Origin of the sequence: Azospirillum oryzae, assembly GCF_008364795.1 — a bacterium.
Taxonomy (GTDB): Bacteria; Pseudomonadota; Alphaproteobacteria; order Azospirillales; family Azospirillaceae; genus Azospirillum; species Azospirillum oryzae.
The window spans coordinates 109976-136356 of record NZ_VTTM01000014.1 but is presented as its reverse complement, the minus strand read 5'-3'; the positions used below and the strand labels follow the sequence as shown (position 1 = coordinate 136356).

21 protein-coding genes are annotated in these 26381 nt (G+C 68.7%); 7 read left to right on the top strand and 14 right to left on the bottom strand.

The window, feature by feature from the left end:
* The first annotated feature begins 177 nt into the window (after nucleotides 1-177).
* Nucleotides 178-264 carry a small membrane protein YohP gene (locus FZ938_RS31625; protein ID WP_465252109.1) on the top strand — a complete coding sequence of 29 codons (87 nt, stop codon included), beginning with the start codon at nucleotides 178-180 and terminating at the stop codon, nucleotides 262-264.
* Between the two features lie 57 nt (nucleotides 265-321).
* Here FZ938_RS31625 and FZ938_RS26765 read toward each other — a convergent pair whose 3' ends face one another.
* Nucleotides 322-1296: an NAD(P)H-dependent flavin oxidoreductase gene (locus FZ938_RS26765; protein WP_149201320.1), complete on the bottom strand. Its 975-nt coding sequence runs from the start codon at nucleotides 1294-1296 to the stop codon at nucleotides 322-324.
* A gap of 411 nt (nucleotides 1297-1707) precedes the next feature.
* Between FZ938_RS26765 and FZ938_RS26760 the strand changes: the two genes are divergently transcribed.
* The 5 genes from FZ938_RS26760 (at nucleotide 1708) to kdgT (ending at nucleotide 7624) form a co-directional block, all read left to right on the top strand.
* Nucleotides 1708-3927, top strand: coding sequence for an ATP-binding protein (locus tag FZ938_RS26760; RefSeq protein WP_149201319.1), 2220 nt, complete (start codon nucleotides 1708-1710; stop codon nucleotides 3925-3927).
* A 4-nt stretch (nucleotides 3928-3931) separates the two neighbouring features.
* A complete protein-coding gene (locus FZ938_RS26755; RefSeq protein WP_109156130.1) occupies nucleotides 3932-4405 on the top strand; it encodes a response regulator in 474 nt (157 codons plus the stop codon).
* 11 nt (nucleotides 4406-4416) lie between these two features.
* Nucleotides 4417-5937 (top strand): sensor histidine kinase, encoded by a 1521-nt coding sequence (locus FZ938_RS26750; protein WP_246799116.1) that lies wholly within the window; start codon nucleotides 4417-4419, stop codon nucleotides 5935-5937.
* Nucleotides 5934-6302, top strand: a complete 369-nt coding sequence (locus FZ938_RS26745) for a response regulator (RefSeq protein WP_149201317.1) — start codon at nucleotides 5934-5936, stop codon at nucleotides 6300-6302. The genes FZ938_RS26750 and FZ938_RS26745 overlap by 4 nt, the downstream gene beginning before the upstream one ends.
* Nucleotides 6303-6607: 305 nt before the next feature.
* Nucleotides 6608-7624, top strand: coding sequence for a 2-keto-3-deoxygluconate transporter (gene kdgT, locus FZ938_RS26740; protein ID WP_149201316.1), 1017 nt, complete (start codon nucleotides 6608-6610; stop codon nucleotides 7622-7624).
* Between the two features lie 63 nt (nucleotides 7625-7687).
* Here kdgT and FZ938_RS26735 read toward each other — a convergent pair whose 3' ends face one another.
* The 8 genes from FZ938_RS26735 to FZ938_RS26700 all read right to left on the bottom strand — a co-directional run bounded on the left by FZ938_RS26735 (nucleotide 7688) and on the right by FZ938_RS26700 (nucleotide 14673).
* Nucleotides 7688-8215, bottom strand: coding sequence for a copper chaperone PCu(A)C (locus FZ938_RS26735; protein WP_149201315.1), 528 nt, complete (start codon nucleotides 8213-8215; stop codon nucleotides 7688-7690).
* 184 nt (nucleotides 8216-8399) lie between these two features.
* On the bottom strand, nucleotides 8400-8846 hold the full coding sequence (locus tag FZ938_RS26730; protein ID WP_149201314.1) for a DUF2946 family protein: 447 nt from the start codon (nucleotides 8844-8846) through the stop codon (nucleotides 8400-8402).
* A 107-nt stretch (nucleotides 8847-8953) separates the two neighbouring features.
* The gene (locus tag FZ938_RS26725; protein ID WP_246799115.1) at nucleotides 8954-9631 is read right to left on the bottom strand and encodes an ABC transporter ATP-binding protein; all 678 of its coding nucleotides are present in this window, start codon (nucleotides 9629-9631) and stop codon (nucleotides 8954-8956) included.
* 34 nt (nucleotides 9632-9665) lie between these two features.
* Entirely contained in the window at nucleotides 9666-10430 is a 765-nt protein-coding gene (locus FZ938_RS26720; protein ID WP_246458086.1) for an ABC transporter permease, read from the bottom strand.
* Between the two features lie 18 nt (nucleotides 10431-10448).
* Entirely contained in the window at nucleotides 10449-11444 is a 996-nt protein-coding gene (locus FZ938_RS26715; RefSeq protein ID WP_149201313.1) for an ABC transporter substrate-binding protein, read from the bottom strand.
* Between the two features lie 123 nt (nucleotides 11445-11567).
* Nucleotides 11568-12272, bottom strand: coding sequence for an ABC transporter ATP-binding protein (locus tag FZ938_RS26710; RefSeq protein WP_149201312.1), 705 nt, complete (start codon nucleotides 12270-12272; stop codon nucleotides 11568-11570).
* Between the two features lie 42 nt (nucleotides 12273-12314).
* Nucleotides 12315-13052 (bottom strand): sulfite exporter TauE/SafE family protein, encoded by a 738-nt coding sequence (locus FZ938_RS26705; protein ID WP_149201311.1) that lies wholly within the window; start codon nucleotides 13050-13052, stop codon nucleotides 12315-12317.
* Between the two features lie 4 nt (nucleotides 13053-13056).
* The gene (locus tag FZ938_RS26700) at nucleotides 13057-14673 is read right to left on the bottom strand and encodes an acyl-CoA synthetase (RefSeq protein ID WP_149201310.1); all 1617 of its coding nucleotides are present in this window, start codon (nucleotides 14671-14673) and stop codon (nucleotides 13057-13059) included.
* A 180-nt stretch (nucleotides 14674-14853) separates the two neighbouring features.
* On the opposite strand from FZ938_RS26700, the gene FZ938_RS26695 reads away from it, so the two are divergent.
* Nucleotides 14854-15363, top strand: a complete 510-nt coding sequence (locus FZ938_RS26695; RefSeq protein ID WP_149201309.1) for an RT0821/Lpp0805 family surface protein — start codon at nucleotides 14854-14856, stop codon at nucleotides 15361-15363.
* 13 nt (nucleotides 15364-15376) lie between these two features.
* Here FZ938_RS26695 and pseG read toward each other — a convergent pair whose 3' ends face one another.
* The 5 genes from pseG to FZ938_RS26670 form a co-directional block, all read right to left on the bottom strand.
* Nucleotides 15377-16471 carry a UDP-2,4-diacetamido-2,4,6-trideoxy-beta-L-altropyranose hydrolase gene (gene pseG / locus FZ938_RS26690; protein WP_149201308.1) on the bottom strand — a complete coding sequence of 365 codons (1095 nt, stop codon included), beginning with the start codon at nucleotides 16469-16471 and terminating at the stop codon, nucleotides 15377-15379.
* A 172-nt stretch (nucleotides 16472-16643) separates the two neighbouring features.
* Nucleotides 16644-17369: a nucleotidyltransferase family protein gene (locus tag FZ938_RS26685; RefSeq protein WP_149201307.1), complete on the bottom strand. Its 726-nt coding sequence runs from the start codon at nucleotides 17367-17369 to the stop codon at nucleotides 16644-16646.
* Between the two features lie 192 nt (nucleotides 17370-17561).
* Complete coding sequence (locus FZ938_RS26680) at nucleotides 17562-21614, bottom strand: tetratricopeptide repeat protein (protein ID WP_149201306.1); 4053 nt, start codon at nucleotides 21612-21614, stop codon at nucleotides 17562-17564.
* Nucleotides 21611-23626 (bottom strand): tetratricopeptide repeat protein, encoded by a 2016-nt coding sequence (locus tag FZ938_RS26675; protein ID WP_149201305.1) that lies wholly within the window; start codon nucleotides 23624-23626, stop codon nucleotides 21611-21613. Before FZ938_RS26675 ends, FZ938_RS26680 begins: the two co-directional genes overlap by 4 nt.
* 207 nt (nucleotides 23627-23833) lie before the next feature.
* Nucleotides 23834-26143 (bottom strand): NADP-dependent malic enzyme, encoded by a 2310-nt coding sequence (locus tag FZ938_RS26670; protein WP_149201304.1) that lies wholly within the window; start codon nucleotides 26141-26143, stop codon nucleotides 23834-23836.
* Nucleotides 26144-26381 lie beyond the last annotated feature (238 nt).

Here is a 26381-nt window from a genome sequence, read left to right as displayed (position 1 = left end):
TTGCTTATGTGTTTTCTGGTGTCGCTCAGGGGAGGGCTCCATCGGTACGGTGCCCGTTGAACATCTTTGCCCGTCCTGCGGGAACCGCATCGCCGCGGATCGGTTGATCCAAGCATGACCGTGGCGTCACCGGGTTGCCGGCGGCGTCATGAACGAAGCGATTGAAGGACCGACACCATGCTCAAGATTCTCGGCTGGGCCATCCTGATCATCTTCATCATCGGCCTGCTGGTGGTCACCGGAATCCTGAAGCTGATCTTCTGACCGGCCAACCGCATTCCCTGCAAGCATATCCTGCCCTGCACTCCCTGCCCTGCCCGATCACTCATCCGCCATCGCCAGGGCGCGGCGCAGGTGGGCGCGACAGTCGGCGACCATGCGGCGGATCAGTTCGTCGCAGGTCGGGATGTCGTCGATCAGGCCGATGGCCATGCCGGCCGACACCACCCCATCCTGGACATTGCCGGATTGGAGCGCGGTCCGGCCGCGCTGGCCGGCGACGAGCGGCCGAACCTCTTCGAACTGTGCGCCGCCGGGACGCTTTTCCAAGGCGACGACCTCGTCCGACACGGCGTTCTTGAAGACGCGGGCGGTGTTGCGCATGCTGCGCAGGATCAGGTTGGTGTCGCGTTCGCCTGCGGCGACCAGCGCCTGCTTGATGCTGTCATGCACCGGCGCCTCGCGCGTGCAGAGAAAGCGCGTGCCCATGTTGACGCCCTGGGCGCCGAGGGCCAGCGCGGCGGCCATGCCGCGCCCGTCGGCGATCCCGCCCGAGGCGATCACCGGGATGCGCAAGGCCCGCACCGCGGCCGGGATCAGAATCAGACCGGGAATGTCGTCCTCTCCCGGATGCCCGGCGCATTCGAACCCGTCGATGCTGATGATGTCCACGCCCGCCCGCTCGGCGCTCAGCGCGTGGCGGACGCTGGTGCATTTGTGCAGGATGCGGATGCCGTGCGCCTTCATCCGCTCGACGAAGGCACGCGGGCTGTTGCCGGCGGTCTCCACGATGGTGATGCCGCTGTCGATGATGACGTCGAGATAGCGCTCGTAAGGCGGTGGTGTCACCGCCGGCAGCATGGTCAGGTTGACGCCGAAGGGACGGTCGGTCATCGCGCGGCAGCGCTCGATCTCGCGCGCCAGATCCTCCGGCGTCGGCTGTGTCAGCGCGGTCAGGATGCCGAGACCGCCGGCATTCGACACGGATGCTGCCAGTTCGGCCAGCCCGACCCACTGCATCCCACCCTGTACGATCGGGTAATCGATGCCGAACAGGCGCGTCACCTCGGTCTTCATGGCGTCCCCTTCCCCACCCGTCTTGTTGGCCGCTGACAGTCCCGGTTCTCCTGCGGCATACTCTCTTATAAGCGAATCCAAGCTTGATTTCGGAATATGATCTTCGTCGTATGATAAAAGAGCGAGCTGTTGGGAAATCTGAGGACAAGCAGAAAACTTAACCTATGATAATGAAAGTATAGGGTCTAAAGGGACATGCTGTGGCTTCGTTCACCTCAAGGCGGTGCACGCGGCGGACGCAGGGTTTCTATGCCGCTGATTATGCTGAATACCGCTGAAAGCCATCGGCATATGTCAGTGGAACCCGATTGAAGCAGGTCCGTTTCGGGAAGAACCCGTCGGACTTGTGACCGAGATGAGCAAAGGACGACCGTGACGCCTGCAACCGGACCTGAACCGTGGCCCCCGACCATGGCGGGCACGCTTGATCTCGACGCCTGCGCGCGCGAACCGATTCACATCCCCGGCAGCATCCAGCCGCACGGCCATCTCCTGGCGGTCGAGGCGGACAGCCTTCGTCTCGTCTGCGCCAGCGCGGAAGCAGAAACGGTGTTGAACCGTCCGCCCGCCGAAGCCTTCGGCCTGCCGGTCGACCGTTTGATCGACGCCGGCTCCTTGGTTTCGCTCGTCCGCGGGCTGCGTGCCGCCCCTGCCGAACCGGTGCAGCTGGATATCCTGCACCTGCGCGGCGGCGGCGATTTCCAGGCGATTGCCCACCGCACCGGCGACCTGGTGATCCTGGAACTGGAGGAACTCGCCCCCACCGGCGTCGGCACGCTGGAGGCCCTGTATCCGCAGATGCGCGAAGGGATCCGGCGCATGCAGGCGGCCCATGACTTCGATGCCCTGCTGGCCATCACCGCGGAAGAGGTGCGGTCGCTGACCGGCTTCGACCGCGTGCTGATCTACCGTTTCGATGAACAATGGAATGGCACCGTCATCGCGGAGGACGGCAACGGCAACCTGCCCTCCTACCGCGGCCTGCGTTTTCCGGCCTCCGACATTCCGCAGCAGGCCCGGCGGCTCTATGCGCTGAACCGCCTGCGGCTGATCGCCGACGCCCGTTACCAGCCGGTTCCGATTCTGTCCGACAGACGGGGTGCGCCGCCGCTGGACCTCAGTTTTTCCGTGCTGCGCAGCGTGTCGCCGGTTCATCTGGAATATATGCGCAACATGGGCACGCCGGCCTCCATGTCGATCTCGGTCATGGACGGCGACCGGCTGTGGGGCTTGATCTCCTGCCACAATGCCGAACCGCGGCAGGTTTCCTTCGCGGTGCGCACCGCCTGCGATCTGTTGGGGCAGGTGCTGTCCAGCCAGATGATCGCGCTGGAACGGGCGCTGGACGCCGACCACCGTATCCGTTCCAAAAGCACCCAGGCACGGTTGCTCGCCCACATGGCGGCGGCGGAGCATTTCATCGACGGTCTGGGCGAGGACCGCGAGGATCTGCTCGGGCTGGTCAATGCCGATGGCGCCGCGATCCTCTTCGACGGCCATTGCCGGCTGATCGGCCGCACCCCGCCGCAGGAGGTGGTCGAGGCCATTGCTGCGGAACTGGCCGGCCAGGGCATCAAGGACCTGTTCGCCAGCCATCAACTTCCGCTGGAGATTCCGGCCGCCGCCGGGATGGAGCGGACCGCCAGCGGCCTGCTGGCGATCTCAATCTCGCAGTTGCACCCCAGCTATCTGCTGTGGTTCCGGCCGGAGATCGTGCAGACCATCGACTGGGCCGGCGATCCCAGCAAGCCGCTCGACTCCAGCGGCCGGCTTTCCCCGCGCAACTCCTTCGAAGCGTGGAAGGAGACGGTGCGCGGCCAGTCCCTGCCCTGGCGCCATGGCGAGATCGAGGCGGCCGGCGATTTCCGCAACGCCATCGTCAGCATCGTGTTGCGAAAGGCCGAGGAGATGGCCGCCCTGAACGAGGAGCTTCGCCGCAGCAACGGCGAACTGGCCGCCTTCTCCTATTCGGTCTCGCACGACCTGAGGGCACCCTTCCGCCACGTCACCAGCTATGCCGAGCTTCTGCGCTCCCGCGCCGCCGACAAGCTGAACGAGCGGGAGCGCCATTACCTGGACAGCATCATCGAGGCGGCGAGTTCGGCCGGCCGACTGGTCGACGGGCTTCTGCATTTCTCGCAGCTGGGCCGCACCACGCTGGCGCGGGTCGAGGTCGATGTCGGCCGGCTGGTGGAGGAGGTGCGCCACCTGCTGGAGCCGGACCTGCAGGGCCGCGACGTGCGCTGGACCGTGCATCCGCTGCCGGGCGTCAACGGCGACCCGACCATGCTGCGGCTGGTGGTGCAGAACCTGCTGTCGAACGCCATCAAATACACGCGCGACCGCGTCGCGCCGGAGATCGAGGTGGGCTGCCGCACAACCGCCGACGCGCACGAGTTCTACGTGCGCGATAATGGCCGTGGATTCGATATGGCCTATGCCGGTAAGCTATTCGGCGTTTTCCAGCGCTTGCATCGCGAGGAGGAGTTCGAGGGCATCGGCATCGGCCTCGCCAATGTCCGCCGCATCGTGGAGCGCCACGGCGGGCGGGTCTGGGCGGAAGGCAGGCTGGACCACGGTGCGACCTTCCATTTCTCCCTGCCGCGGTCCGCAACCGCCGAATCGAGGTAGCCCCATGGCCACGCTGAAACCGATCCTGCTGGTCGAGGACAACCCGAAGGACCTGGAACTGACGCTGGAGGCCTTCGCCGAGGCGCAGCTCGCCAACGACATCGTCGTCGCCCGCGACGGGGCGGAGGCTTTGTCCTACCTGTTCCATGAGGATGGGCAGGCGGTGTCGAAGCCGACCGACCCGAAATACCCGGCCGTCATCATCCTGGACATCAAGCTGCCGAAGGTGGACGGGATCGAGGTGCTGCAGCGTATCAAGGCCAACGACAGCACCCGCGCCATTCCCGTCGTCATGCTGACCTCGTCCAAGGAGGAACAGGATCTCGTCCGCAGCTACCGCCTGGGGGTCAACGCCTTCGTGGTCAAGCCGGTCGGCTTCAAGGAGTTTTTCGACGCGATCCGCGACATAGGAAGTTTCTGGGCGATCCTGAACGAGCCGCCGCCCGGCTGTCATCCCCGGAGGCCGCGCGGCAGCTGATGACGCAGGTGATGGAACCTTCCGCCGGCCATTCCGCCGGTTCTCCCTTCGCGGATGGCGGACCGGCCGATCCGGGCCGGCCGATCCCGTGCCGTGTCCTGCTGCTGGAGGACAGCGGCATGGACGCCGATCTGGTGTGCGAACATCTGAAGATGATCGACGACCACGCGTTCGACATCCACCGGGTCGAGACGCGGCAGGCCTTCATCGACGCCATCGCCGACGGGGGGCCCTACGACCTGATCCTGTCGGACTTCGACCTGCCGGATTTCGACGGCATGTCGGCGCTTGCGATCGCGCGCGACCGGCTGCCCCGCGTCCCCTTCATCTTCGTGTCCGGCATGCTGGGCGAGGAGAACGCCATCGAGGCGCTGAAGAAGGGCGCCACCGACTATGTGGTGAAGCTGCGCATGGAGCGCCTGCAGGTCGTGGTCCGCCGCGCCCTGGTGGAAGCGCGCGACCGCAACGAGCTGGCCGACAAGCGGGCGGCCCTGGCCGAGAGCGAGGCGCGTCTGCGCTTCGCGCTGGAGGCCGGGCGGCTGGGCTCCTGGGAGCTGACTTTGGCGACCAACCGGCTGCGTGTCTCGTCGATCTGCGCCGCCAACCTGGGGATTGCCGATCCGGCGGACATCGCCACCTATGACCGGCTGCTGGAGCGCGTCCATCCCGACGACCGCGAAACCCAGCAGGCGATGGTCCGGCAGGCGGTGACCAGCGGTTTGCCGCTGGACATGGAATACCGGACGATCTGGCCCGACGGCAGCGTCCATTGGGTCCAGGTGCGCGGGCGCGCCGTCTATGACAAGGACGGCACGCCGACCGGCCTGGCCGGCGTTTCGCTCAACATCACCGACCGCAAGAGGGCCGAGGAACGGCAGCTCCTGCTGCTGGAGGAACTGAACCACCGGGTCAAGAACACGTTGGCGATGGTGCAGTCGATCGCCAAGCAGACCCTGCGCGCGGCCCCGTCGGTGGAGGCCTTCCCCGATGCCTTCCAGTCGCGGCTGCGCGCCCTGGCCCAGGCGCACGACCTGCTGACCCGCCGCCATTGGCAGGGCGCCTCGCTGAGCGAGATCGCCGCCCTCACCCTGGAGCCGCATGTCGATGCCGGCCGCGTCAGGGTCGGCGGCCCGCCGGTCAATCTGACCACCGGCGTGGCGGTGTCGCTGCATCTCGCCTTCCACGAACTCGCCACCAACGCCGCGAAATACGGCGCCCTGTCGGCGGAGAGCGGCCGCATCGATCTGGATTGGGAGATCACGCCGCCGGCCGGGTCGCCTGCACGGGATGGGGTGGCGAGCCATGCCGGCTCCGGGCATTCCTCCCGCACCGCCGCGGGCGCGCTGGTGCTGCGCTGGCGCGAGAGCGGCGGCCCGCCGGTGGTGCCGCCGACCCGTCGCGGTTTCGGCTCCCGCCTGATCGAGCGCGGCTTGGCGCATGAGTTGGAAGGCGATGTTGCCCTTGCCTTCGACCCCGCCGGCGTGCGATGCCGGCTGGTAATCCCATTGTCGTCGCGAGTGAACCCGCAGTGACCGACGCGAACCTGTCGAACCTGACCGTCCTGATCGTCGAGGATGAACCGTTGATCGCCATGAGCCTGGAGGATGCCCTGCTCGACCAGGGTGTCACCTGTATCGGTCCGGCCGGTTCGGTTTCAGCGGCCTTGGAAATGATCGAGGCGGGCGGCTTCGAGATCGCGCTGCTGGACGTCAACCTGCGTGGCGAGCGGGTCGACGCAGTGGCCGACCGACTGGCCGCCGCCGGCATCCCCTTCATCTTCACCACCGGTCATGGGGCCGAGGGGCTTCCCGATGCCCACCGTGAGCGCCCGGTGATCGGAAAGCCGTTCCGCGACCTCGACATCACCGACGCCCTGGCCCGCCACCGCCCGCGCTGACGGGCCGGAAGGTCCAATCCGATCATCCAAGCGCCTCTTCAATCGGCTCCTGCGAAGGAGCCGAACGAGTTTGTGCGTCTTCTCGTGGTCCGGAAAGCCGCTCTCTCCCACTCCCTCCCCTACTCAAACGCGACAACGTGTCGCGGCTGACAATCAGTCGCTTTGACAGTGGTCGCGCAACTTGCATACTAGTATGCACTTGACGGCGCATGGCGTGCCGTCCTGACAAAAAGACGGCCGCTGAAGCATGCCCGACGCCTGTGGGGTGCGGCGGCGACGGGATGAATTTCTAAGGAGTGTCGGCCATGAACATCAAATCCCGGATCGACCGCATCCCCGGCGGGATGATGATCCTCCCCCTGTTCCTCGGCGCCTGCCTGAACACGCTCGCTCCCAACACGGGCAAATTCTTCGGGTCCTTCACCAACGGCCTGATCACCGGCACGCTGCCGATCCTGTCGGTGTGGTTCTTCTGCATCGGCGCCAGCATCAGCCTGAAGGCAACGCCGCTGGTCCTGCGCAAGAGCGGCGTGCTGGTGTCGGTCAAGATCCTCACCGCCGCCATGGCGGGCGTCATCGCCTCCTGGTTCATCCCGGCGGACGGCATCACGTCCGGCTTCTTCTCCGGCCTGTCGGTGCTGGCGATCATCGCGGTGATGAACGACACCAACGGCGGCATGTACATGGCGCTGATGCAGCAGTACGGCACCAAGGAGGAGGCGGGCGCCTTCTGCCTGATGTGTCTGGAATCCGGGCCCTTCATGACCATGGTGACGCTGGGCATCGCGGGTCTGGCGGCCTTCCCCTGGCAGACGATGGTCGGCGCCCTGCTGCCTTTCCTGATCGGCTTCGCGCTGGGCAATCTGGACAAGGACCTGCGTGCCTTCTTCACCCAGGGCGTCTCGGTGATGGTTCCGTTCTTCGCCTTTGCGCTGGGCAACAACCTGAACTTCTCGACGATCCTCAACACCGGGCTGCTGGGCATCGTGCTGGGCCTGGCGGTGATCGTCGTCACCGGCTTCATGCTGGTGATGGCCGACATCCTGCTGGCGAAGGGCAACGGCACGGCCGGCATCGGTGCCGCCTCCACCGCCGGCGCGGCTGTGACGGTGCCGCCGATCATCGCGTCGATCGAGCCGACCTTCGCCCCGGTCGCCCCGTCCGCCACGGCGCTGATCGCCACCAGCGTGGTGGTCACGGCCCTGCTGACGCCGCCGCTGACGGCATGGTGGGCGCGCCGCTTCGGCGTGCTGTCGCCCCGCTATCAGGCAGCCGAAGCCGCCAAGCTCTCCCAGCCGGTGGGGGTCGCTCCGGCCGAGTGACCGGGACGAGCGTGATACTATGAAGAGAGACCGCCGGCGGTTCCCCGCCGGCGGCCTTTCGCGTCACTCCTTCTTGGCCGGTTCGGCGTTGTGGCCGTGGCCGGCGCCGCCCATGGCGCCCATATGCCCTTCGGTCTGAGGCGCGCCCTGTCCGGCCGCCTCGACGGCGATCTCGACATCGACGGTGCCGGCCTTTTCGAAGTGCAGGGTCATGGGGATGCGGGCGCCCTTCTCCAGCGGCTTCTTGAGGCCCAGCAGCATGATGTGCAGCCCGCCGGGCGCCAGCTTCACCTGCTCGCCCGGCGCGACGGGAATGCCCGGGACCTCCCGCATCTTCATCACGCCATTCTCGTTCAGATGGGTGTGCAACTCCGCCTTCTCCGCGGCCGGGGTGGAGGCGGAGACCAAACGGTCTTCCGTGCTGCCGGTGTTGGTCAGCGACAGGTAGGCACCGCCGTTCGGAGCCGACGGTGCGGTGGCGCGCGCCCAGGGATGGCCGATCTCGATCGGGCCGGCCTTGTAGCTGTGGGCCAGGGCGGGGACGGCACCGAACAGGGCGAGGGCGGCGGCGATGCCGAGAATGCGCTTCATGGACTCTTCTCCTGGAATGCGGATGTGAACAGCAAGGGGGGAGCCGCCGCGGCGGGGTATGCCGCGGGGCGTGAATTGGAAGGTTGCGCGTTGGAATGCGTCGATAGACCGCCAAGCGCACCGATCCGGACGGAGGGCGGGCGTGGCGATGCGCGCGGCTGCTATGGCTGAGCAGCCGCGAAAATCAGGCGAGCGACGGGGGAGCGCGAGCCTGGAGGGTCGACAGGAACCAGCCGGCGGCGATTCTTTCCCCCGGCAGCAGGCGGGAATCGCTGGCCATGGCAAGGGCCGGGCCGACGGTCAGTGGCGGCGGCGGCAAGGCCAGCCCGGCCACAAGCGGGCAGAGCGGGCAGTGGCCGGTGCCGGACGGCGCGTGATCCGGTGATTTGTCAGGGTCGCCGTCATCGGACGCCAACCCGAACTCGCCGATTTCATAAACGGCGGCATCGACCTGGATGGTGGTCAGGCCGCCGGAGGAACAGATCGGCAGCGAGGCGGTCTCTCCGGCCCGGGCGGTTCCCGGAACCATCGGCATCCAGCCCCAGGCGATGACCTGCAGCAACAGCGCGGCCATCCCGGCCATCAGGCCGAGTCGCCGCACCCGCCGCACTGTCGATCGTCCGAAAGCCATCCGGCTCCGCCACCCGCTGCAATCGCCGGACGTACCCGGCAGCGAGGCAAGATACCGCAGCACTTGTAAACGGACGAGCGGCAAATGAACCCACAAGTCGCGAAGGGTCAGGCCAGCAGCCGGAAGGCCGGCTCCGGCCGGGACAGCAGGTCGCGGCGCAGCGCCTCGATGGTCGTATCGTCGCGGGCGGCGCGGGGGACGGTCACCGGCACCTCCGCCACCACCCGGCCGGGCGACGGCGCCAGCAGAAGCAGCCTGTCGGCCAAGGCCAGAGCCTCGCGCAGATTGTGGGTGACCAGCAGGACGGTGGCCGGCCGCCGGTCCAGCAACTGTGACAGCAGCGTGCGCAAGCGAAGCGCCGTCGGCTCGTCCAGCGAGACGAAGGGTTCGTCCATCAGCAGCAGGTCCGGCTCCACCAGGAAGGCACGGGCCAGCGCCACGCGCCGCGCCATGCCCAGCGACAGCTGGGTCGGGAAACGGTCGGCAAAGGGCGTCAGCTCTAGCGCGTCGAGCATGGCGTCGACCGCCGGGCCGCTGCGCTGCGCACGCGGCAGGACCAGCGCCAGATTCTGCCGCACGGTTCGCCAGGGCAGCAGGCGCGGCTCCTGGAAGACATAGCCGAGCCGGGCCGGTCCACCGTCCGGCCGCGCCCCGACCTCCACCACGCCGTCGAAGGCGCGGTCCAGCCCGGCGACGATGCCGAGCGCGGTCGTCTTGCCGCAACCGCTGGGGCCGACCAGCGCCACGACCTCCCCCGCCGCGGCGGACAGGGTCAGGCCGCGCACCGCCTCCACCGCGCCGAAGCGCTTGGAGCGGATCTCAAGCTTCAGCGGGCATCCGCCGCCAGCGCTGGCATCGGCGCTCGACCGGCTGCAGGACGCCGTATTCCAGAAGCTGGACCACGGCCACGAACGCGATGGTGTAAGCCAGGATTCCTGCGACATCGAAGGTCTGAAATAGGAGGTTGATCTGGAATCCGACACCGTCGCTGCGGCCCAGCAGTTCGACCACCAGCACGATCTTCCAGATCAGCGCCAGGCCGGACCGCGCAGCCGCGGCGATGGTGGGGGTGAGTTGCGGCAGCAGCACATGGCGAAGCCGGTCCGCGGGCGACAGGCGGTAGACGCGGGCCATGTCGATCAGCCCCTCGTCGATGGCGCGGGCACCGGCCCGCACCAGAACCACCGTGTTGGGAATCTTGTTGACCGCGACGGCACCGACGGCCGCCGCCTCGGTCAATCCGAACCAGACATAGGCCAGCACGATGACCACCAGCGCCGGCAGGTTCAGGAAGAAGACCAGCCAGGGGCCGAACAGCCGGTCGATGAAGGGTGACCGCCCCATCGGCAGGCCGAGCCCGACCCCGATCGACATGGCGAGCGCGAAGGCCGCCAGCACACGCAGCAGCGTGACGCCCATGTGATGGAACAGCGCCCCGCTCTCCGCCTCGCGCAGCAGGGCTTCGGCCACCACCACCGGTCCCGGCAGCAGACGACCGCCGACCGTCAGCGCCGCCGCCTGCCAGACGGCCAGCAGCAGCAGGATCGACGCCAACGGCATCAGGGCGGGCATCAGGAGGGACATCAGGGCACGCCGCACCGCTCAGGCCCCGCCGGTCCAGAAGGTGCCGGGGGCGATGGTGGGCGCGTCGCCGACCAGTTCCCGCCCGCCCAGCCGCGCCAGCAGCGCGTAGAGCTTTGCGGCCCCCGCCCGCTCCTCCTCCGTCCAGCGGCGCGGAATGCCGTCGCGATAGCGGTCGCGCAAGGTGCGGAAAGTGGCGTCGTCCTCCGCCTGCATCAGCGGGGCAAGCCGCTCCCAGGCGGCGTCGGACTCCGCCAGCAGGGTCTTCGCCTTGCTGGTCGCAGCCTGGAAGCCGGCGAGGGCCGCCGGGTTGGCGCGCGCCCAATCCTCGCGGAAGACATAGCCGATGGACGGCACCGTCGCCGGCTGGCCCAGCGCCTCCAGCATGTCGGTAACGGTCATGGTCACGCGCATGCCCTTCGCCTCCAGCCGGGCGGCGAAGGGCCAGAAGGTCAGCACGGCGTCCAGGTCGCCGTCGGCGATCTTGCTGTTCAGCAAGGGCGGCGCGGCGAAGAAGGGCTGCGCGTCGCGGTCGAGCGACAGCCCATGCCGGTCGGCCGCCAAGGCCCTCAGCAGCAGCCAGCTCTTGTCGAGCGGACTGCCGGCGACCCCGATGCGCTTGCCCCGCAGGTCGCCGATCCCGGCGATGGCGGATTGGGCCGGAACCACCAGCGCGCCGACGGCGGTCGAGTAGGGGATGAAGGACAGCGCCTCCCCCTTGCTGCGCATCCGCGACACCCACAGCCAGTCGGAGACGATGATATCGACCCCGCCGGCCTGGAGCGCCACCTGGGTGGCGGGGTTGCCGGCCAGTTCCACCAGTTGCAGCTCGATCCCGGCCTGCCTGTCGAACCCGTTGGCGCGGACGGTGTCGAGTTCCCAGCTGACCGTGCCGAACTTCAGAATCCCGGCACGGACGACCGGCCGGTCGGCGGCTGCAGCGTGCCGGAGCGTCGCCGACGCCAGCAGTGCGCCGGCCGCCAGCAATGTCGTCCGTCTGGTGCAGCCTGCCGCCATGGTCCCCGCCCAATTATTTCTGGCCGATCATTCTTGGACTGCCAGCTTATGGGGACTGTAGATGGTTCGTATATTCAACGATAGGAGGATAAGGGGGGTATCGCCGGTGGAGCCGTGTCGGACTCACAGCCCCAGATAGGCCTGCTTCACCGCCGGGTCGGCCAGCAGCGCCTCCCCCGTACCCGACAGCACCACCCGGCCGTTCTCCAGCACGTAAGCCGCCTGGGCGATGCGCAGAGAGGCGGCGACATTCTGTTCGACCAGGATGATCGTCATGCCCTCGGCCGCCAATGACCGGATGATGCGGAACAACTCCTGCACCAGGGCCGGCGACAGGCCGAGCGACGGCTCGTCGAACATGATGAGGTCCGGCTTGCCCATCAGGCAGCGGCCGATCGCCAGCATCTGCTGCTCGCCGCCGGACAGGGTGCCGGCCGCCTGATCCAGCCTTTCGCGCAGCCGGGGGAACAGGTCCAGCACCCGGTCGTAGGTCTGGCGCGCGCTGGACCGGGCGCGTGGGATGACGGCGCCCATCTCCAGATTCTCCCGCACGCTCAGCGTTGGGAAAATCTGGCGCCCCTCCGCCACCTGCCCGATGCCGAGGTCGCAGACGACATGGCTGGGCAACCCGGCGATCTCGCGGTCCTTGAAGCGGATGCTGCCGCGTGCCGGCTTCAGGATGCCGGAGATGGCGCGGATCAGCGATGTCTTGCCTGCCCCGTTGGCGCCGACGATGGCGGTGGTCTGCCCCGCCGCCACCTGCAGCGTGACGCCGTCGAGCGCCTGGGCGTCGCCATAGTACAGGTCGAGATCGGATACGGTCAGCATGGCGGCAGGTCCAAAAGGCGGGGAGCGCCCTCTATAGCGCGATCATTTCAGGAAGAACACCGCACTCATCACCAGACCGACGGCGATGATGCCGGTGCGCAGGATCGGCTTGGGGATCTTCCGCCCCAGACGGGCGCCGACATAGCCGCCGGCGACCGCGGCCACCACCATCAGCAGCGCCTTCGGCCATTCCACCGCTCCGCCCGCGGCGTAGGCCACCACGGCGATGGCAGTCAGCACGGCGGAGAACAGGTTCTTCAGCCCGTTCATGGCGTTGAGGTCGGTCATGCCGAACAGGCTCAGCTGCGCCAGCAGGAGGATGCCGAGCCCGCCGTTGAAATAGCCGCCATAGACCGAGACGGCGAACAGCGTGCCCAGCATCGCCCCGTTGCCGTGCAGTCCCAGGCTGCGCAGCTGTTGCGCCAGCATATTGCCGAAGGCGAACAGCCCCGTGGCCAGCAGCAGGAGCCAGGGCACGATGCCGCGGAACACAGAATCCGGCGTGACCAGCAACAGCCCGGCCCCGACCAGCCCGCCGACCAGACTGACCGCCGACAGCAGCGGCAGGCTGAGCGTGCCGACCGGTGTCAGGTCCTGGCGATAGCCATAGACGCCGCTGGCATAGCCGGGCAGCAGGGCGACCGTGCCGGTGGCGTTGGCCGCGACCGGCGGCACCCCGGCGTAGATCAGGGCCGGCAGGGTCAGGAAACTTCCCCCGCCGGCAACGGCATTCATCGCACCGGCCAGAAAGGCCGCGGCCAATAAAATTAACTCTATCATGATGTTACAAGCGGTTCCTCAACTCCCGGCGAATGATCTTGCCGGTTGTGGTCATGGGCAGGCTTTCAAGAAATTCGATCGATCGCGGATATTCGTGGGCAGCCAGCCGCGTCTTGACATGCTCCTGGATCGATGCGACCAGTGCATCGTCCGGCGTCACCCCCTCCTGCAGCACGACGAAGGCCTTGACGATCTCCGTGCGCAACGGGTCGGGCACGCCGACCACCGCCGCCATGCGGACGGCGGGATGGCCGATCAGGCAATCCTCGATCTCGCCGGGGCCGATGCGGTAACCGGCCGAGGTGATGACGTCGTCGTCCCGCCCGACGAAGCGGATGTAACCGTCCTCATCCAACTCCCCCTGGTCGCCGGTGACCAGCCAGTCGCCGATGAACTTCGCGGCGGTGGCGTCGGGATTGTTCCAATAGCCGAGGAACATCACCGGGTCCGGCCGATGCACGGCGATCAGGCCGAGTTGCCCCGGCGGCAGCCTGTTGCCCTGCCCGTCGATCACCGCCACGTCGTGGCCGGGGACCGGACGTCCCATGATGCCGGGCTTCGGCGTCATCAGCGTCGCGGCCGAGGAGACGATCATGTTGCATTCGGTCTGGCCGTAGAACTCGTTGATCGTCACGCCGAAGGTCTCACGCCCCCAGTCGAGCAGCCCGGCGCCCAGCGTCTCGCCACCGCTGGCAACGGATCGCATGTCGATGCGGTGGCGCGCCCGCGGGTTCTTCACCGCCCGCATCATCTTCAGCGCCGTCGGCGGCAGGAAGGCGTTGCGCACCTGGAATTCGGCCAGCAAAGCGAAGGCGGCTTCGGCGTCGAACTTCTCGAACCGATGGGAGACCACCGTGACCCCATGGTGCCAGGCCGGCAGCAGCACGTCGAGCAAGCCGCCGATCCATGCCCAGTCGGCCGGCGTCCAGATGCGGTCGCCCGGCTGCGGGAACTGGTCGTGCGACATTTCCACGCCCGGCAGGTGGCCCAGCAGCACCCGGTGCGCATGCAGCGCGCCCTTGGGCTGGCCGGTGGTGCCGGAGGTGTAGATGATCAGCGCCGGATCGTCCGGCCCGGTGTCGGCCGGGGTGAAGCTGTCGGACGCCGCGTCGCACAGCCCATGCCAGTCCAGGCAGCCGGGGCCGGACCCGTCGACGCGGAAGACGGCGCGCAATTCCGGCAGCCGGTCGCGGATCTGGGCGATCTTGGCGGCCCCGGCGGCGTCGGTGACCACGGCACGGGCGCCGCAGTTGGCCAGCCGGTATTCCAGCGCCTCCACCCCGAACAGCGAGAACAGAGGCACCGCGATGCCGCCCAGCTTGTAGACCGCGACATGGCTGATCGCGGTTTCCGGCGCCTGTGGCAACAGGATGCCGACCCGGTCGCCGCGGGCCACGCCTTGCGCCGCCAGCGCATTGGCGAAACGGTTGGACAAGGCGCGGATGTCGGCGAAGCGGTATTCTTCGATCCCGCCGTCGCGCCGCTTGTGGATCAGGGCGATGCGGCCGGGATCCGCTTCCGCCCAGCGGTCGCAGACGTCGGCACCGATGTTGTAGCGGTCGGGCACGCGCCAGGCAAAGGCGCGGGACACCCCTTCATAGCTGTCCGCGTTGGGCAGCATGTTCGTTCCCTCCCAAGGGTTTGTCGTCGATTCCTTTGTGGAACCTTTGGCCCGATCATAGGGGCAAGCGAGGCACCGCGTCACGCACCGGGAATAAGATGCGGGGCAGCCATGTTGATGGCGTCAGGAACGAACCGTTTCGTGCCGACCCCAACAGGATCCAACTGGACGAGAGCCACCATGAAAGCCAGCCCCTTCCTCGCCGCCGCGCTGTCCGCCAGCCTGCTCGCGGCCCCGCTTGCCGGCTGCGCCCAGCCCGGCTACGGCGATTCCTATGGCGGCATCAGCGCCAACAAGCAGACGGCCGGCACCGTTCTGGGCGGCGTGGTCGGTGGTTTGGCCGGTTCGCGCTTCGGCGGCGGCAGCGGCAAGCTGGTGGCGGTGGGCGTCGGCACGCTGCTGGGTGCGGCACTGGGCAATGCGGCCGGCGCCTCGCTCGACCGTGCCGACCAGAATTATGCCCAGCAGGCGGCGGTTAATGCCTACAGCGCGCCGACCGGCAGCACCGTGCGCTGGAACAATCCGGACACCGGCAATTACGGTAGCTACACGCCCGTGCGCGAAGGCACCGGGCCGCAGGGCCAGCTGTGCCGCGAATACCAGACCACCATCGTGGTCCAGGGCCGTACCCAGCAGGGTTTCGGCACTGCCTGCCAGCAGCCGGACGGCACGTGGCGCGTGGTCAGCTGACCGGAGAGGGCCTTCAGGCCAGCGCCGTCCGCCGCCGGGCGGCGCTGCCGGGCTTGAGCGCCGGGCCGGTGAGGGCGCTGGCGATGCGCACCGCCCCATCGCCGTCCAGCGGCAAAGCCGTGGCGGCATCCTGCATCCGCTGCCGTTGCCCGGCGTCGGCCCACAGGGCGAGCGCCCGCCCGGCGATGACCGCCGCCGCCTTGGCGGGGTCGCAGCCGCGGGCGTCCACGGCCGTGCACCAGCCGAGTTCGGCGGCGTCGCCGCTCGCCATCGCCTGATTGTCGGCGGTTACCACCAGCAGGGTCGGCACCGCCAGCGCGGCAAGTTCCCCCATGGTGCCGCCGCCAGCTGACACTGCCAGACCGCAGTCGGCCATCAGCGCGCCCATGCGGGGGCAATCGATCTCCACGGAAACGCCATCGGCGGCGAGCGCCGCCACCTCGGCCGCCACCTCCTTTGCTCGCGGATTGCTGCCGCCGACCACGGCGACGATCCGGCAGCCGTCCGGCCGCTCCTTCGCCAGCGCCTGCAGAACCGGCCCGGTGAGGCCGAGCGGGTCGGAGCCGCCGAAGGTCACCAGCAGCACCGGCCGGTCGGCGATGGCCCGCCGCGGTTCCTGAGCCGCCAGCCGTACCTCCCGCCGCAAGGGGGCGTAGCCGGGGCCGAGCAGCAGGACGGCGCCGGGCGCCATCGCGTCATAGGGAAGGGCTGCCGCCTGCGGTGCGGCATTGACGACGAGGTCGGCGTGCAGCGGCGTGCCGTCGCCAAGGTCGTCCCAGGCCAGCACCCGTGCGCCTGCCGCCTGCAGCCCGACGCGGTAGGCTTCGCCGAAGCGGTAGCCGTCGAGCATCACCGCCATGCCGTGTTCCCGCCGCAGGAGCGAGCGGGTGGCGGCCAGATCCGCCGCCTGCCCCACCGGCCCGGCAATGGAGACATGGCGGAAGCCGTCCGCCGACAGCCGGCGGTCGATGGCGGGGGTGGATTCGACGGCGGCGAACAGCGCCTCGTGCCCCTGGTCGCGCAAGGCTTCCGCCACGGCGAGGCAGCGCATGACATGGCCGGTGCCGATGGTCGGCGACGCGTCGGCGCGGATGAGGATGACGGCCATGGCACTGGTCCGGAGAAATCGGCGTGGCGACCCGGCCCCGGCGCAAGCACCCATTGCGCACGGTGTCGAGTCGGTGCGCATCTTGGCCCGGCACTTTGCGCGAGTCCAGTGGCAGACGGTCGCGTGGGCGGAGGTAAATTGCGGCCGCCGGGGCTCCCGACCAGCCTCCCCGTCAGGACTCGCGGCCGGCGATGACGCTGGCGGCGGTGGCCAGACTTTCCGGCGTGCCGATGTCGAGGAAGCGGGCCTTGGCGACATGGGCGTTCAGTGTGCCAGACGGCAGCTTTTCCAGCACGTCGCGTTCCAGCGATACCGCACCCGCCGTGATGAAACGGTCGAGGAAGGTGGCCGAGAACAGGTAGACGCCGGCGTTGATGATGCCAGCCCCCGGCGCCTTGTCCAGGAAACGGCGGACGCGGCTGTCCGGCCCGATCTCCACCCGCACGAACCGGGAGGCGTCCTCCACCGTCACGCACAGGACCGACGCCTCCGCCCCCGACAACCGGTGCGAGGCGATGAAGGCGCGCAGATCGGCGTCGAGGAAGGTGTCGCCGTTCACCACCAGGATGGTGCTGCTGCGCAGTTCCTTGCGGACATAGCCGAGCGCGCCCGCGGTGCCGAGCGGGCGCGGTTCGATCTGGCAGACCACGTCGATGGTGCCCGCGGAATCGCCGCGGGCGAGCCATGCGGTCACCCGGTCGGCCAGATGGCCCAGGCACAAAACCACCCGGCGCGATCCGTAGGTCGACAGGTAATCCAGCAGGTGGCCGAGGAAGGCGCGGCCCGCGATCGGGGCCAGGACCTTCGGCGTGTCACCCAGAACGCCCCGGATGCGTGTGCCCAGCCCGCCGGCAAGCACCGCGACGTCTATGTTGGCAAGAGCGTCCTCAGACCGCACCGACCGTCCTTTCCCTTGAATCCCACCCCGAAACCTTGTCCTGAACCCATCTGTCGCCGTCCGGCAGGAAGCAGCTTACGACGGCGCGGGCGCCGGGTCATCCACCCTGCGCGGTGCCCGGCGGCCATAGTCGATAAAGGGGGCGCTCCGGAATCGCAATGCGGAATTGCGTGGGCCTCCCTCCTCCGATGGTCATGGGAGCACGTCGGCGAGACGCTGCAGGCGTTGCGCGACCGCCCCCAGGGTCACGCCGTGGTCACCGGCATGGCCGGTCAGCGCCATGGATGGGAACCAGGGCCGCACCGCCGTCCCCAGGGCCGACCAGTCGCCGGCCCCCGCGATCCGCCAGACCGGGATCCCGAGGGCGGCTGCCAGTTCTCCCACCGCCGTGGGGGCGGAGATCACGAGGTCGAGGCCGGATATGAGCGCCGCCACCCCCTCCAGATCCCGGCGCTGGTCCAGATCGGGCCAGTGATGCAGCACCGTGCCGAAGCAATGCAGGGCGTCCTCGCGCTCCGCCTCGTGCCCGTCATATTGCAGGCTGACGAAGGTCACGCCCGGCACGGCCAGGACCGGTCCCCACTGGTCGATCCGGCTGTATGTGCCGGCCCGGTCGGCCGTCATGCGGCTGCTTCGCCAGCAGATGCCGACCCGCAAGCCGGGGGCGAGGGCCTCCAACCGGCTGCGCCATTCCGCCGCCAGCCGTGGATCGGCGGTGAAGAGCGGAGCGGTCGAGGGAAAATGCCGCAGGGCAGGCCGCAGCCGTGCGGCGATGTTGCCCATGGGCGCATGGCAGTCGGCGTCGCGCGGGTCCGCCATGGGCGCCCGCACCTCCGCCCCCGGCAGGGCGCGGGCGAAAAGGCCGGTCAGGCGCGGGTCGCATTCGACGATCAGCCGGCCGGATCGGCGGAGCAGGTCGGGCAGCGCCGTGCCGAACATGATCTCGTCGCCCAGCCCCTGTTCCCCCCAAACCAGGATGCGGCGGCCGGCCAGCGGCTCGCCCCGCCATTCCGGGATGGTGAAGCGGCGGGGTGCAGCATCGCCGGTGGCGAAGCGGTGGGCGTAGTCGTCCCAGCCGCCGGTCAGGTCGCCCGCGGCCAAGCGCAGCAGGGCGCGGTTCATCCGAGCGTCGGCCCTGCCCGGCGTCAGCCGCAGGCAACGTTCGGTCCAGTCGCGGGCGGGCCGACGCTCTCCTCGCATCAGCAGCCCGTGGCCATGGTTGACCAGCACCTCCGGCAGGTCGGGAGCAAGCGCAGTCGCGCGCCTGTGGGCGTGCAGGGCGTCGTTCCAGAGACCCAGTCCGGCCAGGGCCATGCCCAGGTTCGACCAGCCCTTGGCCGAAGCCGGGGCGATGCGCAATGCACGGCGGCACTGGCGAACAGCCTCGGCGAAACGCCCCTGTCCCTTCGACGCCCCGCCGGCCGTGATCAGCATGCCGGCAAGGCTTGGGGCCAGGACTGCCGCACGGATGCAGGCAGTCTCCGCCTCGGCAAAGCGCCGGGCGGCGAGCAGAGCGGCCGCGAGGTTGCCCCAGCCCTCGGCCAGCAACGGACGCAGCCGGACGACCCGGCGATGCAGTGTCGCGGCCTCTGCCGGGAACCCGCCGGCCTGGAGTGCCACGCCGAGATTGCTCAAGGCTTCGGGGAATGTCGGATTTAGCGACACCGCGCGTCGCTGCCATTGGATGGCCGCTTCGACGCGGCCAAGCCGGAGCAGCGTGAGCCCGCCATTGGTCCAGGCGGCCGGGTGAGTAGGAGACGCTGCCACGGCCTTGCGGTGGAGGGCTTCAGCGTCGGGCAGCCGACCTTGCCGATGCAGAGCGACCGCTTGCGCCGCCAACCTCTCCCCCTCCGCGGATACCCTCTCCCCCCCGGGGAGAGGGCTGGGTGAGGGGGTGGCATAGCGTGACGCCGTCGATAATCGGGAGGTGGTGGGATTCTCGGCAGCCGGCCGGAGTGACTTCAGCGCACAGGCCATATCGGCCATCGTCGCCGACAGTGGTTCGCCGGGGCGGGGCTGGAAGAGGCGCATCGACGGATACCAGGGGCGGACCCCGGCCCCCAGCTGGGTCCAGTCGCGGGTGCCGAAGCGCCAGACCGGGGTACCGAGCGCGCCGGCCAGTTCGCCGACCGACATGGCCGGCGAAATGACGAGGTCCAACCCGGCGATCAGGGCGGCGACGCCATCGAAATCGTCCTTGCGGTCGAGGTCGTCCCAGCGATGCAGTTGGATGCAGAAGCGCTGCTCGGCCTGCCGGACCTCCTCCTCCACCTCGCCATATTGCAGCACCACCCATTGGACGCCGGGCAGTGCGAACAGCGGTGCCCAGGCGTCCAGCGGCAGATAGGCGACGCTTCGCTCCGCCGTCATCATCTGGCTGCGCCAGCCGATGCCGATGCGCAAGTCCCGGCCGAGCGCCGCCAGACGTTCGCGCCAGCGTTCCACCAGACCGGCGTCGGGCACCAGCCAGGAGGAGCGCGGCGGAAAATCGGCCAGCCTGCGGCGCAGGACGCGGGGCAAGGAGCCCATCGGCACATGGCGGTCATAGTCGGGGATCGCCATCGCCTCCCGCCCCTGTGCGTCCAGCGCGTCCGCCCGCACCCGCAGGGTCGGGAAGGAGCGGGCGAACAGCGGCACCAGCCGACGGTCGACCTCCAGGATGGTGGAAACGGCGCGTCCGGCCAGTTCCGGGCAGAGAGCGGAGAACAGGATGGTGTCGCCCACGCCCTGTTCGCCCCAGATCATCAGGCGGCGGCCGGTCAGGTCCTCCCCGCGCCACGCCTGGGCACGCGGCTGACGCCCCTGCCCGACCTGCCCCGATCCGAAGCGCCAGGCGTAACCGGGCCAGCCATGATCGAGATCGCCGGCCTCCAGCCGCAGCAGACCCTTGTTGAAGTGCGACAGCGACAGGTCGGGCCGCAGCGTCAGCGCCCGGTCATAGCAGCGCTCCGCCCCCGTGCCGTCGCCCAACCGCTGGCGGGCCAGTCCCAGGTTGCTCCAGGCCTCGCCATAGGCGGGCTCCAGCGCCAGTGCGCTGCGGTAGCAGTCGGCGGCGCCGCCATGGTCGTGGCGGCCCTGGCGCAAATGGCCCAGATTGTTGCGGGCGGGGGCCTCCAGCGGTGCAAGTCGGATGGCGCGACGTTGCGACTTACCGGCCTCGGCGAAACGCTCGGCGCCGCGCAGGGCGTTGCCAAGGTTGGTGTGGGTCTCCGGCAAGGTGGGATCGAGAGTCATCGCCACATGCCAAGCCCTCCAGGCGTCGGACGTGCGGCCGGCGGCATGACGGGCATTGCCGAGATTGTTCCAGGCGCCGGCGAAGTCGGGCCGGTGGCGGATCGCGTCCCGGTGCAGGGTCTCGGCCTCGGCGTGGCGGCCCTGGGCGTTGCGGATGCTGCCGAGATTGTCCAGCGCATCGGCATGGTCGGGCTGGATGGCGGTAGCCGCATCGAAGCAGGCGGCGGCATCATCCAATTGACCAAGGGCCTTAAGACAGAGACCCAACCCATTGAGGGAAAACGCATCGCGCGGATTGAGGCGCAAAGCGTCGGCGTAGCGCTCCGCCGCGTCCTCCATTCGCCCGGCGGAGTGGAGCGCAGCGGCGAGTGCGGACAGCGCCGTGGGGTCGGCGATGCCGCCGCCCAGCGTCGCCGCCCTATGCAAGGCGTCGGCGGCCTCGCTCTTGCGGCCGAGTTGCTGAAGGCTGACGGCCCGGTTGGTCCAGGGCCGCGGGTCGCCGGGCAGCAGGTCCGCCGCGCGGGCGTGAGCCGCCAATGCTTCTTCCGCCCGGCCGGTCCCCTGCAGGGCGGCGCCGAGGTTCAGATGGGCATCGGCCAAATCGGGAGACAGCCGGGCAGCCTCGGCATAATGGGCGGCGGCTTCCGCCAAGCGGTCGAGCGCGGCAAGCACCAGCCCCAGATTGAAATGGGCGCCGACATGGGTGGGATCGCACTCCAGCGCGTGGCGCTGCGCCGCTTCGGCGTCCTTCAGGCGGCCTAGTCGCTGCAGAACGATGCCCTGGTTGGCGCGGTAGTCCGCTACATCTGGTGCAAGCTCGACGGCTCTATCAATCAGATCAATGGCCTGGGAGTTGTTGTTCCGTTGGTGGTTCAGCACGCCCAGCAGATGCAGGGCGTCGGCGTGACGCGGTTCGGCATCCAAGACACGTCGGTACAGGGGTTCGGCGGCGTCCAGAGCGCCGGCCTGATGATGGCGAAGTGCCTCGGCGAACCAGTCGGAAACGCTCACAGATCACCTGCCGAAAGTCTGGTAAGCATCTGTGTTGCCTTTGGAATGGCGCCACCAACGCCCACCGATCCATCGGGATGGATGCAGCGCATGGTGGGGAACCAGGGACGCACCGATGTGCCGAGTTGAGTCCAGTCGCGCCGGCCGAGACGCCAGACCGGCACGCCCAGCGCTGCCGCCATTTCTCCGGCGGAGGACGCGACGGTGATCGCCAGATCCAGGTTCGCCATCAGGGCCGCGGTGCCCTCCAGATCAGCGATCTGGTCGAGGTCGGGCCAGCGGTGGATACGCAGGCCCAAGCGTTCCTCGACAGCGGCGATCTCTTCCTCGCGTCCATCATATTGCAGACTGACCGCCTGAATGCCGGGCAGGCGCAGCAGGGAAGTCCAATCCTCCAACTCCGTATAGGAATGGCGCCGTTCAGTGGTGATGCGCCGGCTGGTCCAGGCAATGCCGACCGTCAGGCCGGGGCCGAGCGCGTCCAGCCGCGACCGCCATGCCGCCACCCGCTCCGGATGCGGTTTCAGCCAGCCGGCGGGTGGGGTTGGAACCGGTGCGGTCTGCCACAGCAGGGGCGGCAGCGAGCCGAAGGGGAGATGGCAGTCGGCATCGGTCGGCCGCCGCGTCGGCGCGCGCACCGTGGTGCTGGGAAAGGAGCGCTGAAACAGCGAGACCAGCCGCAGTTCGCATTCGACGATGGCGTCGGGGAAACGCGACAGGGCTTCCGGCAGAAGGGAGCCGAACATGAACTCGTCGCCCAACCCCTGTTCGGCCCACAGCAGCAGGCGTCGTCCGGCAAGCTCGTCCCCCTCCCATTCCGGGATGTTGAAGGGACGTCTCGGCCACAGGCGGCCGGACTCGAAGCGGACGGTGTAATCCTCCCACCCCTCGGCCAACCGGCCCTGGCGCAGACGCAGGATGGCACGGTTGAAGCGGGCGAGGGCCTGCGCCGGATCGGCGTCCAGGGCGTTGGTGAACTCCCGCTCCGCGCCGGCATCGTCGCCCAGATCCTGAAGGGCGAGCGCCAGATTGGTATGGGCGGCGGCATAGCCGGGGCGCAGGTCGAGTGCGCGGCGTTGCAACTCGGCGGAGGCCACGGCCTGTCCCTGCAGACGGCGTATCGTGCCGAGATTGGTCATCGCCTCCGTCATTTGCGGGTCGAGCCGTGCGGCGCGGGCGAAGGCATCGGCGGCCGGTCCGATGCGGTCGGCAGCTTGCAGGGCGAGGCCGTAGGCGTTCCAGCCCTCGGCATCCGCCGGCTCCAACATCAGGTAGCGGCGGTAGGCCGGCTCCGCGTCCCCGCAGCGGCGTTGCCGCGATCCGGCCAATGCCAGGGCCGCCGCCGCATGGTCTGGCCGGCGTGCCAGCACGGCACGCAACGTCGTCTCCCCTTCGTCGTCTTGCCCCAGGTCGAGCAAGGCGAGGCCCAGGGCGGCGCGCGCTTCCGTCAGGGAGGGATTGGCGGCGAGCGCGTGGCGCAGCAGTGGTTCAGCCTCTGCCGAGTGGCCGAGGCTGCGGAGCACGGCACCCAGGTTGCCTTCCGCCTCCGCATAGTCGGGACGGGCGCGCAGGGCGGCACGATAGGCCTCGGCGGCCTCGGCGGCCTTGCCTTGCGCATTGAGGGCGTTGCCCAGGGTGTTGGCGGCCTCCGGGAACGGACGGCGCAGGCGCAGGGCATTGCGCGCCGCGCGCTCCGCCTCGGCGGAGCGGCCGAGCGCCTGGAGGGCGTAGGCAAGATTGGCGTGGTAGTCGGGAACGTCGCGCTTGGCCGCCACCGCCTGCCCGATCAGGTCGGCGGCCTCTTTGAGACGGCCGGTCTGGCAAGCGATCATGCCGAGCAGGTGAAGGGCGTCCGGCTGGCGCGGCTGAACGGCGATTGCTTGGCGATAGAGAGCTTCGGCCTCAGGCAGGCGGCCGGCTTGGTGCAGAGGCACGGCCTGCCCCACCAGCGCCGCGGCGGCGGTTGCGGAGTTGCCGGAATTGCGCTGGCCGGAATTGCGCTGGTTGCTCATGCCCCGTGCCGTTCCTGTTGGCTACGGGTAAGGGATAGCACGAATTGGGGGCGGTGGAAGGGGTGGAGACCCGTGCCCCCACCCCGACCCTCCCCCGCTCTCAGCGGACCTGCGGTCCGCCTGCCGCGTCAGCACAAAGCGAAGCTTTGTGCGAGAGCTACGCAGGGGAGGGAGTAAGTGCCTGTGCGGTTGAGGGAATACCCGACCTTACGCCACGCCCGCCGGCGGGGTCGGGGCGGCGTTGACCGGCTCGGCCAGTTGGGCGTCGACGACGGCGACCGCGGTCATGTTGACCAGACCGCGGGTGGTGACCGACGGGGTGACGATGTGGACCGGCCGCTGGACGCCCAGCAGGATCGGGCCGACATTCTGCGCCTCGCCCAGGATCTTCATCATGTTGAAGGCGATGTTTGCGGCGTCCAGCGTCGGCATCACCAGTAGGTTGGCTTCGCCCTTCAGCGGACTGTCGGGCAGCAGCTCCTTGCGGATGGCGGGGGCGAGGGCGGCGTCGGCATGCATCTCGCCGTCGATCTCGACATCCGGCATCTGCTTCCAGGCCAGTTCCACGGCCGCGCGCATCTTGCGGGCCGACGGCGTATCGGCGCTGCCGAAGTTGGAGTGGGACAGCAGGGCCACCTTCGGCTCGATGCCGAAGCGCATCACCTCGTCCGCCGCCAGCCGGGCGATCTCGGCCACCTGCTCGGCGGTCGGGTCGGGGTTGACGTAGGTGTCGGTGATGAAGTGGACACCCTTCTGCGAGATCAGCGCGTTCATCGTCGCGGCGACCTTCACGCCGTCACGCAGGCCGATCAGGCCGCAGATGTGCGCCCAATGCTCGTTGAAGCGGCCGGTGGTTCCGCAGACCAGCGCGTCGGCCTCGCCACGGCGGACCATCAGGGCGCCGAAGACGGTGGGCTGGGTGCGCACCACGTTGGCGGCATGGCTGGGCGACACGCCGCGGCGGCCCATCAGCTTGCGGTAATGTTCGGTGAAGTTGTGATAGCGCGGATCGCGGATGATCTCGATGACCTCCACGTCCTGGCCGATCTTCAGGCGCAGACCCATCTCGCCGATCACCCGCTCGATCACCTCGCGGCGGCCGATCAGCACCGGATGCGCGATGCCGTCGTCGACCACCACCTGGGCGCAGCGGATCACGCGCGGGTCCTCGCCCTCGGCATAGACGACGCGCTTGGGTGCGGTCTTGGCCTTGGTGATGACCGGCTTCATGAACAGGCCGGAGCGGATGACGTACTGGTTCAGCTGGTCCTGATAGGCGCGGAAGTCGGCGATCGGCCGGGTGGCGACGCCGCTGTCCATGGCCGCCTTGGCGACGGCCGACGACACCTCGACGATCAGGCGGGGGTCGAAGGGCTTGGGCAGGATGTAGTCCGGGCCGAAGCGCAGCGATTCACCGACATACGCCGCCGCCACCACGTCCGACGGTTCGGCACGGGCGAGGTTGGCCATGGCGTGGGTCGCCGCGATCTTCATCTCCTCGTTCACCGTGGTGGCGCCGACGTCCAGCGCACCGCGGAAGATGAAGGGGAAGCACAGGACGTTGTTGACCTGATTGGGGAAATCGGAGCGGCCGGTGGCGATGATGGCGTCCGGACGGGCTTCGCGGGCCAGATCCGGCATGATCTCCGGCTCCGGGTTGGCGAGCGCCAGGATCAGCGGCTTGTCGGCCATGCGGGCTAGCAGCTCCGGCTTCAGGACCTTGGCGCCGGACAGGCCGAGGAAGATGTCGGCGCCGTCGATGACGTCGGACAGCGCGCGCGCCTCGGTATCGTGCGCGTAGGCCTCCTTGTACTCGTTCATCTCCTCGTTGCGGCCCTTGTGGACCACGCCGATGCGGTCGACCAGCCAGACATTCTCGCGGCGGACACCCAGCGAAAGCATCAGGTCGAGGCAGGCGATGCCGGCGGCGCCACCACCGGTGGAGACCACCTTGACCTTGGAGATGTCCTTGCCGACCAACGCCAGACCGTTCAGCACGGCGGCACCCACCACGATGGCGGTGCCGTGCTGGTCATCGTGGAACACCGGGATCTTCATGCGCTCGCGGCAGCGGCGCTCGATCTCGAAACAGGCGGGGGCGGCGATGTCTTCCAGGTTGATGGCGCCGAAGGTCGGCTCCAGCCGGACGATGGTGTCGACCAGACCATCGACATCCAGTTCGTTCAGCTCGATGTCGAAGCAGTCGATGCCGGCGAACTTCTTGAAGAGGACGGCCTTGCCTTCCATCACCGGCTTGGCGGCCATCGGTCCGATGTTGCCCAAGCCCAGCACGGCGGTGCCGTTGGTGACGACCGCCACCAGATTGGCCCGCGCCGTCAGCTCCGCCGCCTTCGACGGATCCTCGGCGATGGCGGTGCAGGCATGGGCAACGCCCGGCGAATATGCCAGCGCCAGATCGCGCTGATTGGCCATGGGCTTGGTCGCGACTACTGCCAGCTTACCGGGCCGCGGGTTGCGGTGATACTCAAGCGCCATCGCCTCAAAATCGCCGGACATCGGGTCTCTTCCTCCGGTTAACGAGATTTCAGTTAATTCTTTGCGTTCACTTCACCTGATTGGCGGTTATAGCCCATTCGGACTGTTGCGCCAACCGCCCCGCGAAACGGAAGGGGGACGATTCGAAACAAATCGAAGCGTCCCCCTTACCTTACAGGATCCTCATGGGGGCCGGATGGATCATCTTTGGAATTTCCAAATCCGGCGCCCGCATGTGTGCCGCGCGTTTGCGGCAGAT

Bases quoted from the DNA above. Each gene is read 5' to 3' on its own strand.
- FZ938_RS31625 (WP_465252109.1), top strand. From the start codon at position 178: ATGCTCAAGATTCTCGGCTGGGCCATCCTGATCATCTTCATCATCGGC.
- FZ938_RS26765 (WP_149201320.1), bottom strand. From the start codon at position 1,296: ATGAAGACCGAGGTGACGCGCCTGTTCGGCATCGATTACCCGATCGTA.
- FZ938_RS26760 (WP_149201319.1), top strand. From the start codon at position 1,708: ATGGCGGGCACGCTTGATCTCGACGCCTGCGCGCGCGAACCGATTCAC.
- FZ938_RS26755 (WP_109156130.1), top strand. From the start codon at position 3,932: ATGGCCACGCTGAAACCGATCCTGCTGGTCGAGGACAACCCGAAGGAC.
- FZ938_RS26750 (WP_246799116.1), top strand. From the start codon at position 4,417: ATGGAACCTTCCGCCGGCCATTCCGCCGGTTCTCCCTTCGCGGATGGC.
- kdgT (WP_149201316.1), top strand. From the start codon at position 6,608: ATGAACATCAAATCCCGGATCGACCGCATCCCCGGCGGGATGATGATC.
- FZ938_RS26735 (WP_149201315.1), bottom strand. From the start codon at position 8,215: ATGAAGCGCATTCTCGGCATCGCCGCCGCCCTCGCCCTGTTCGGTGCC.
- FZ938_RS26730 (WP_149201314.1), bottom strand. From the start codon at position 8,846: ATGGCTTTCGGACGATCGACAGTGCGGCGGGTGCGGCGACTCGGCCTG.
- FZ938_RS26720 (WP_246458086.1), bottom strand. From the start codon at position 10,430: ATGTCCCTCCTGATGCCCGCCCTGATGCCGTTGGCGTCGATCCTGCTG.
- FZ938_RS26715 (WP_149201313.1), bottom strand. From the start codon at position 11,444: ATGGCGGCAGGCTGCACCAGACGGACGACATTGCTGGCGGCCGGCGCA.
- FZ938_RS26710 (WP_149201312.1), bottom strand. From the start codon at position 12,272: ATGCTGACCGTATCCGATCTCGACCTGTACTATGGCGACGCCCAGGCG.
- FZ938_RS26705 (WP_149201311.1), bottom strand. From the start codon at position 13,052: ATGATAGAGTTAATTTTATTGGCCGCGGCCTTTCTGGCCGGTGCGATG.
- FZ938_RS26700 (WP_149201310.1), bottom strand. From the start codon at position 14,673: ATGCTGCCCAACGCGGACAGCTATGAAGGGGTGTCCCGCGCCTTTGCC.
- FZ938_RS26695 (WP_149201309.1), top strand. From the start codon at position 14,854: ATGAAAGCCAGCCCCTTCCTCGCCGCCGCGCTGTCCGCCAGCCTGCTC.
- pseG (WP_149201308.1), bottom strand. From the start codon at position 16,471: ATGGCCGTCATCCTCATCCGCGCCGACGCGTCGCCGACCATCGGCACC.
- FZ938_RS26675 (WP_149201305.1), bottom strand. From the start codon at position 23,626: ATGAGCAACCAGCGCAATTCCGGCCAGCGCAATTCCGGCAACTCCGCA.
- FZ938_RS26670 (WP_149201304.1), bottom strand. From the start codon at position 26,143: ATGTCCGGCGATTTTGAGGCGATGGCGCTTGAGTATCACCGCAACCCG.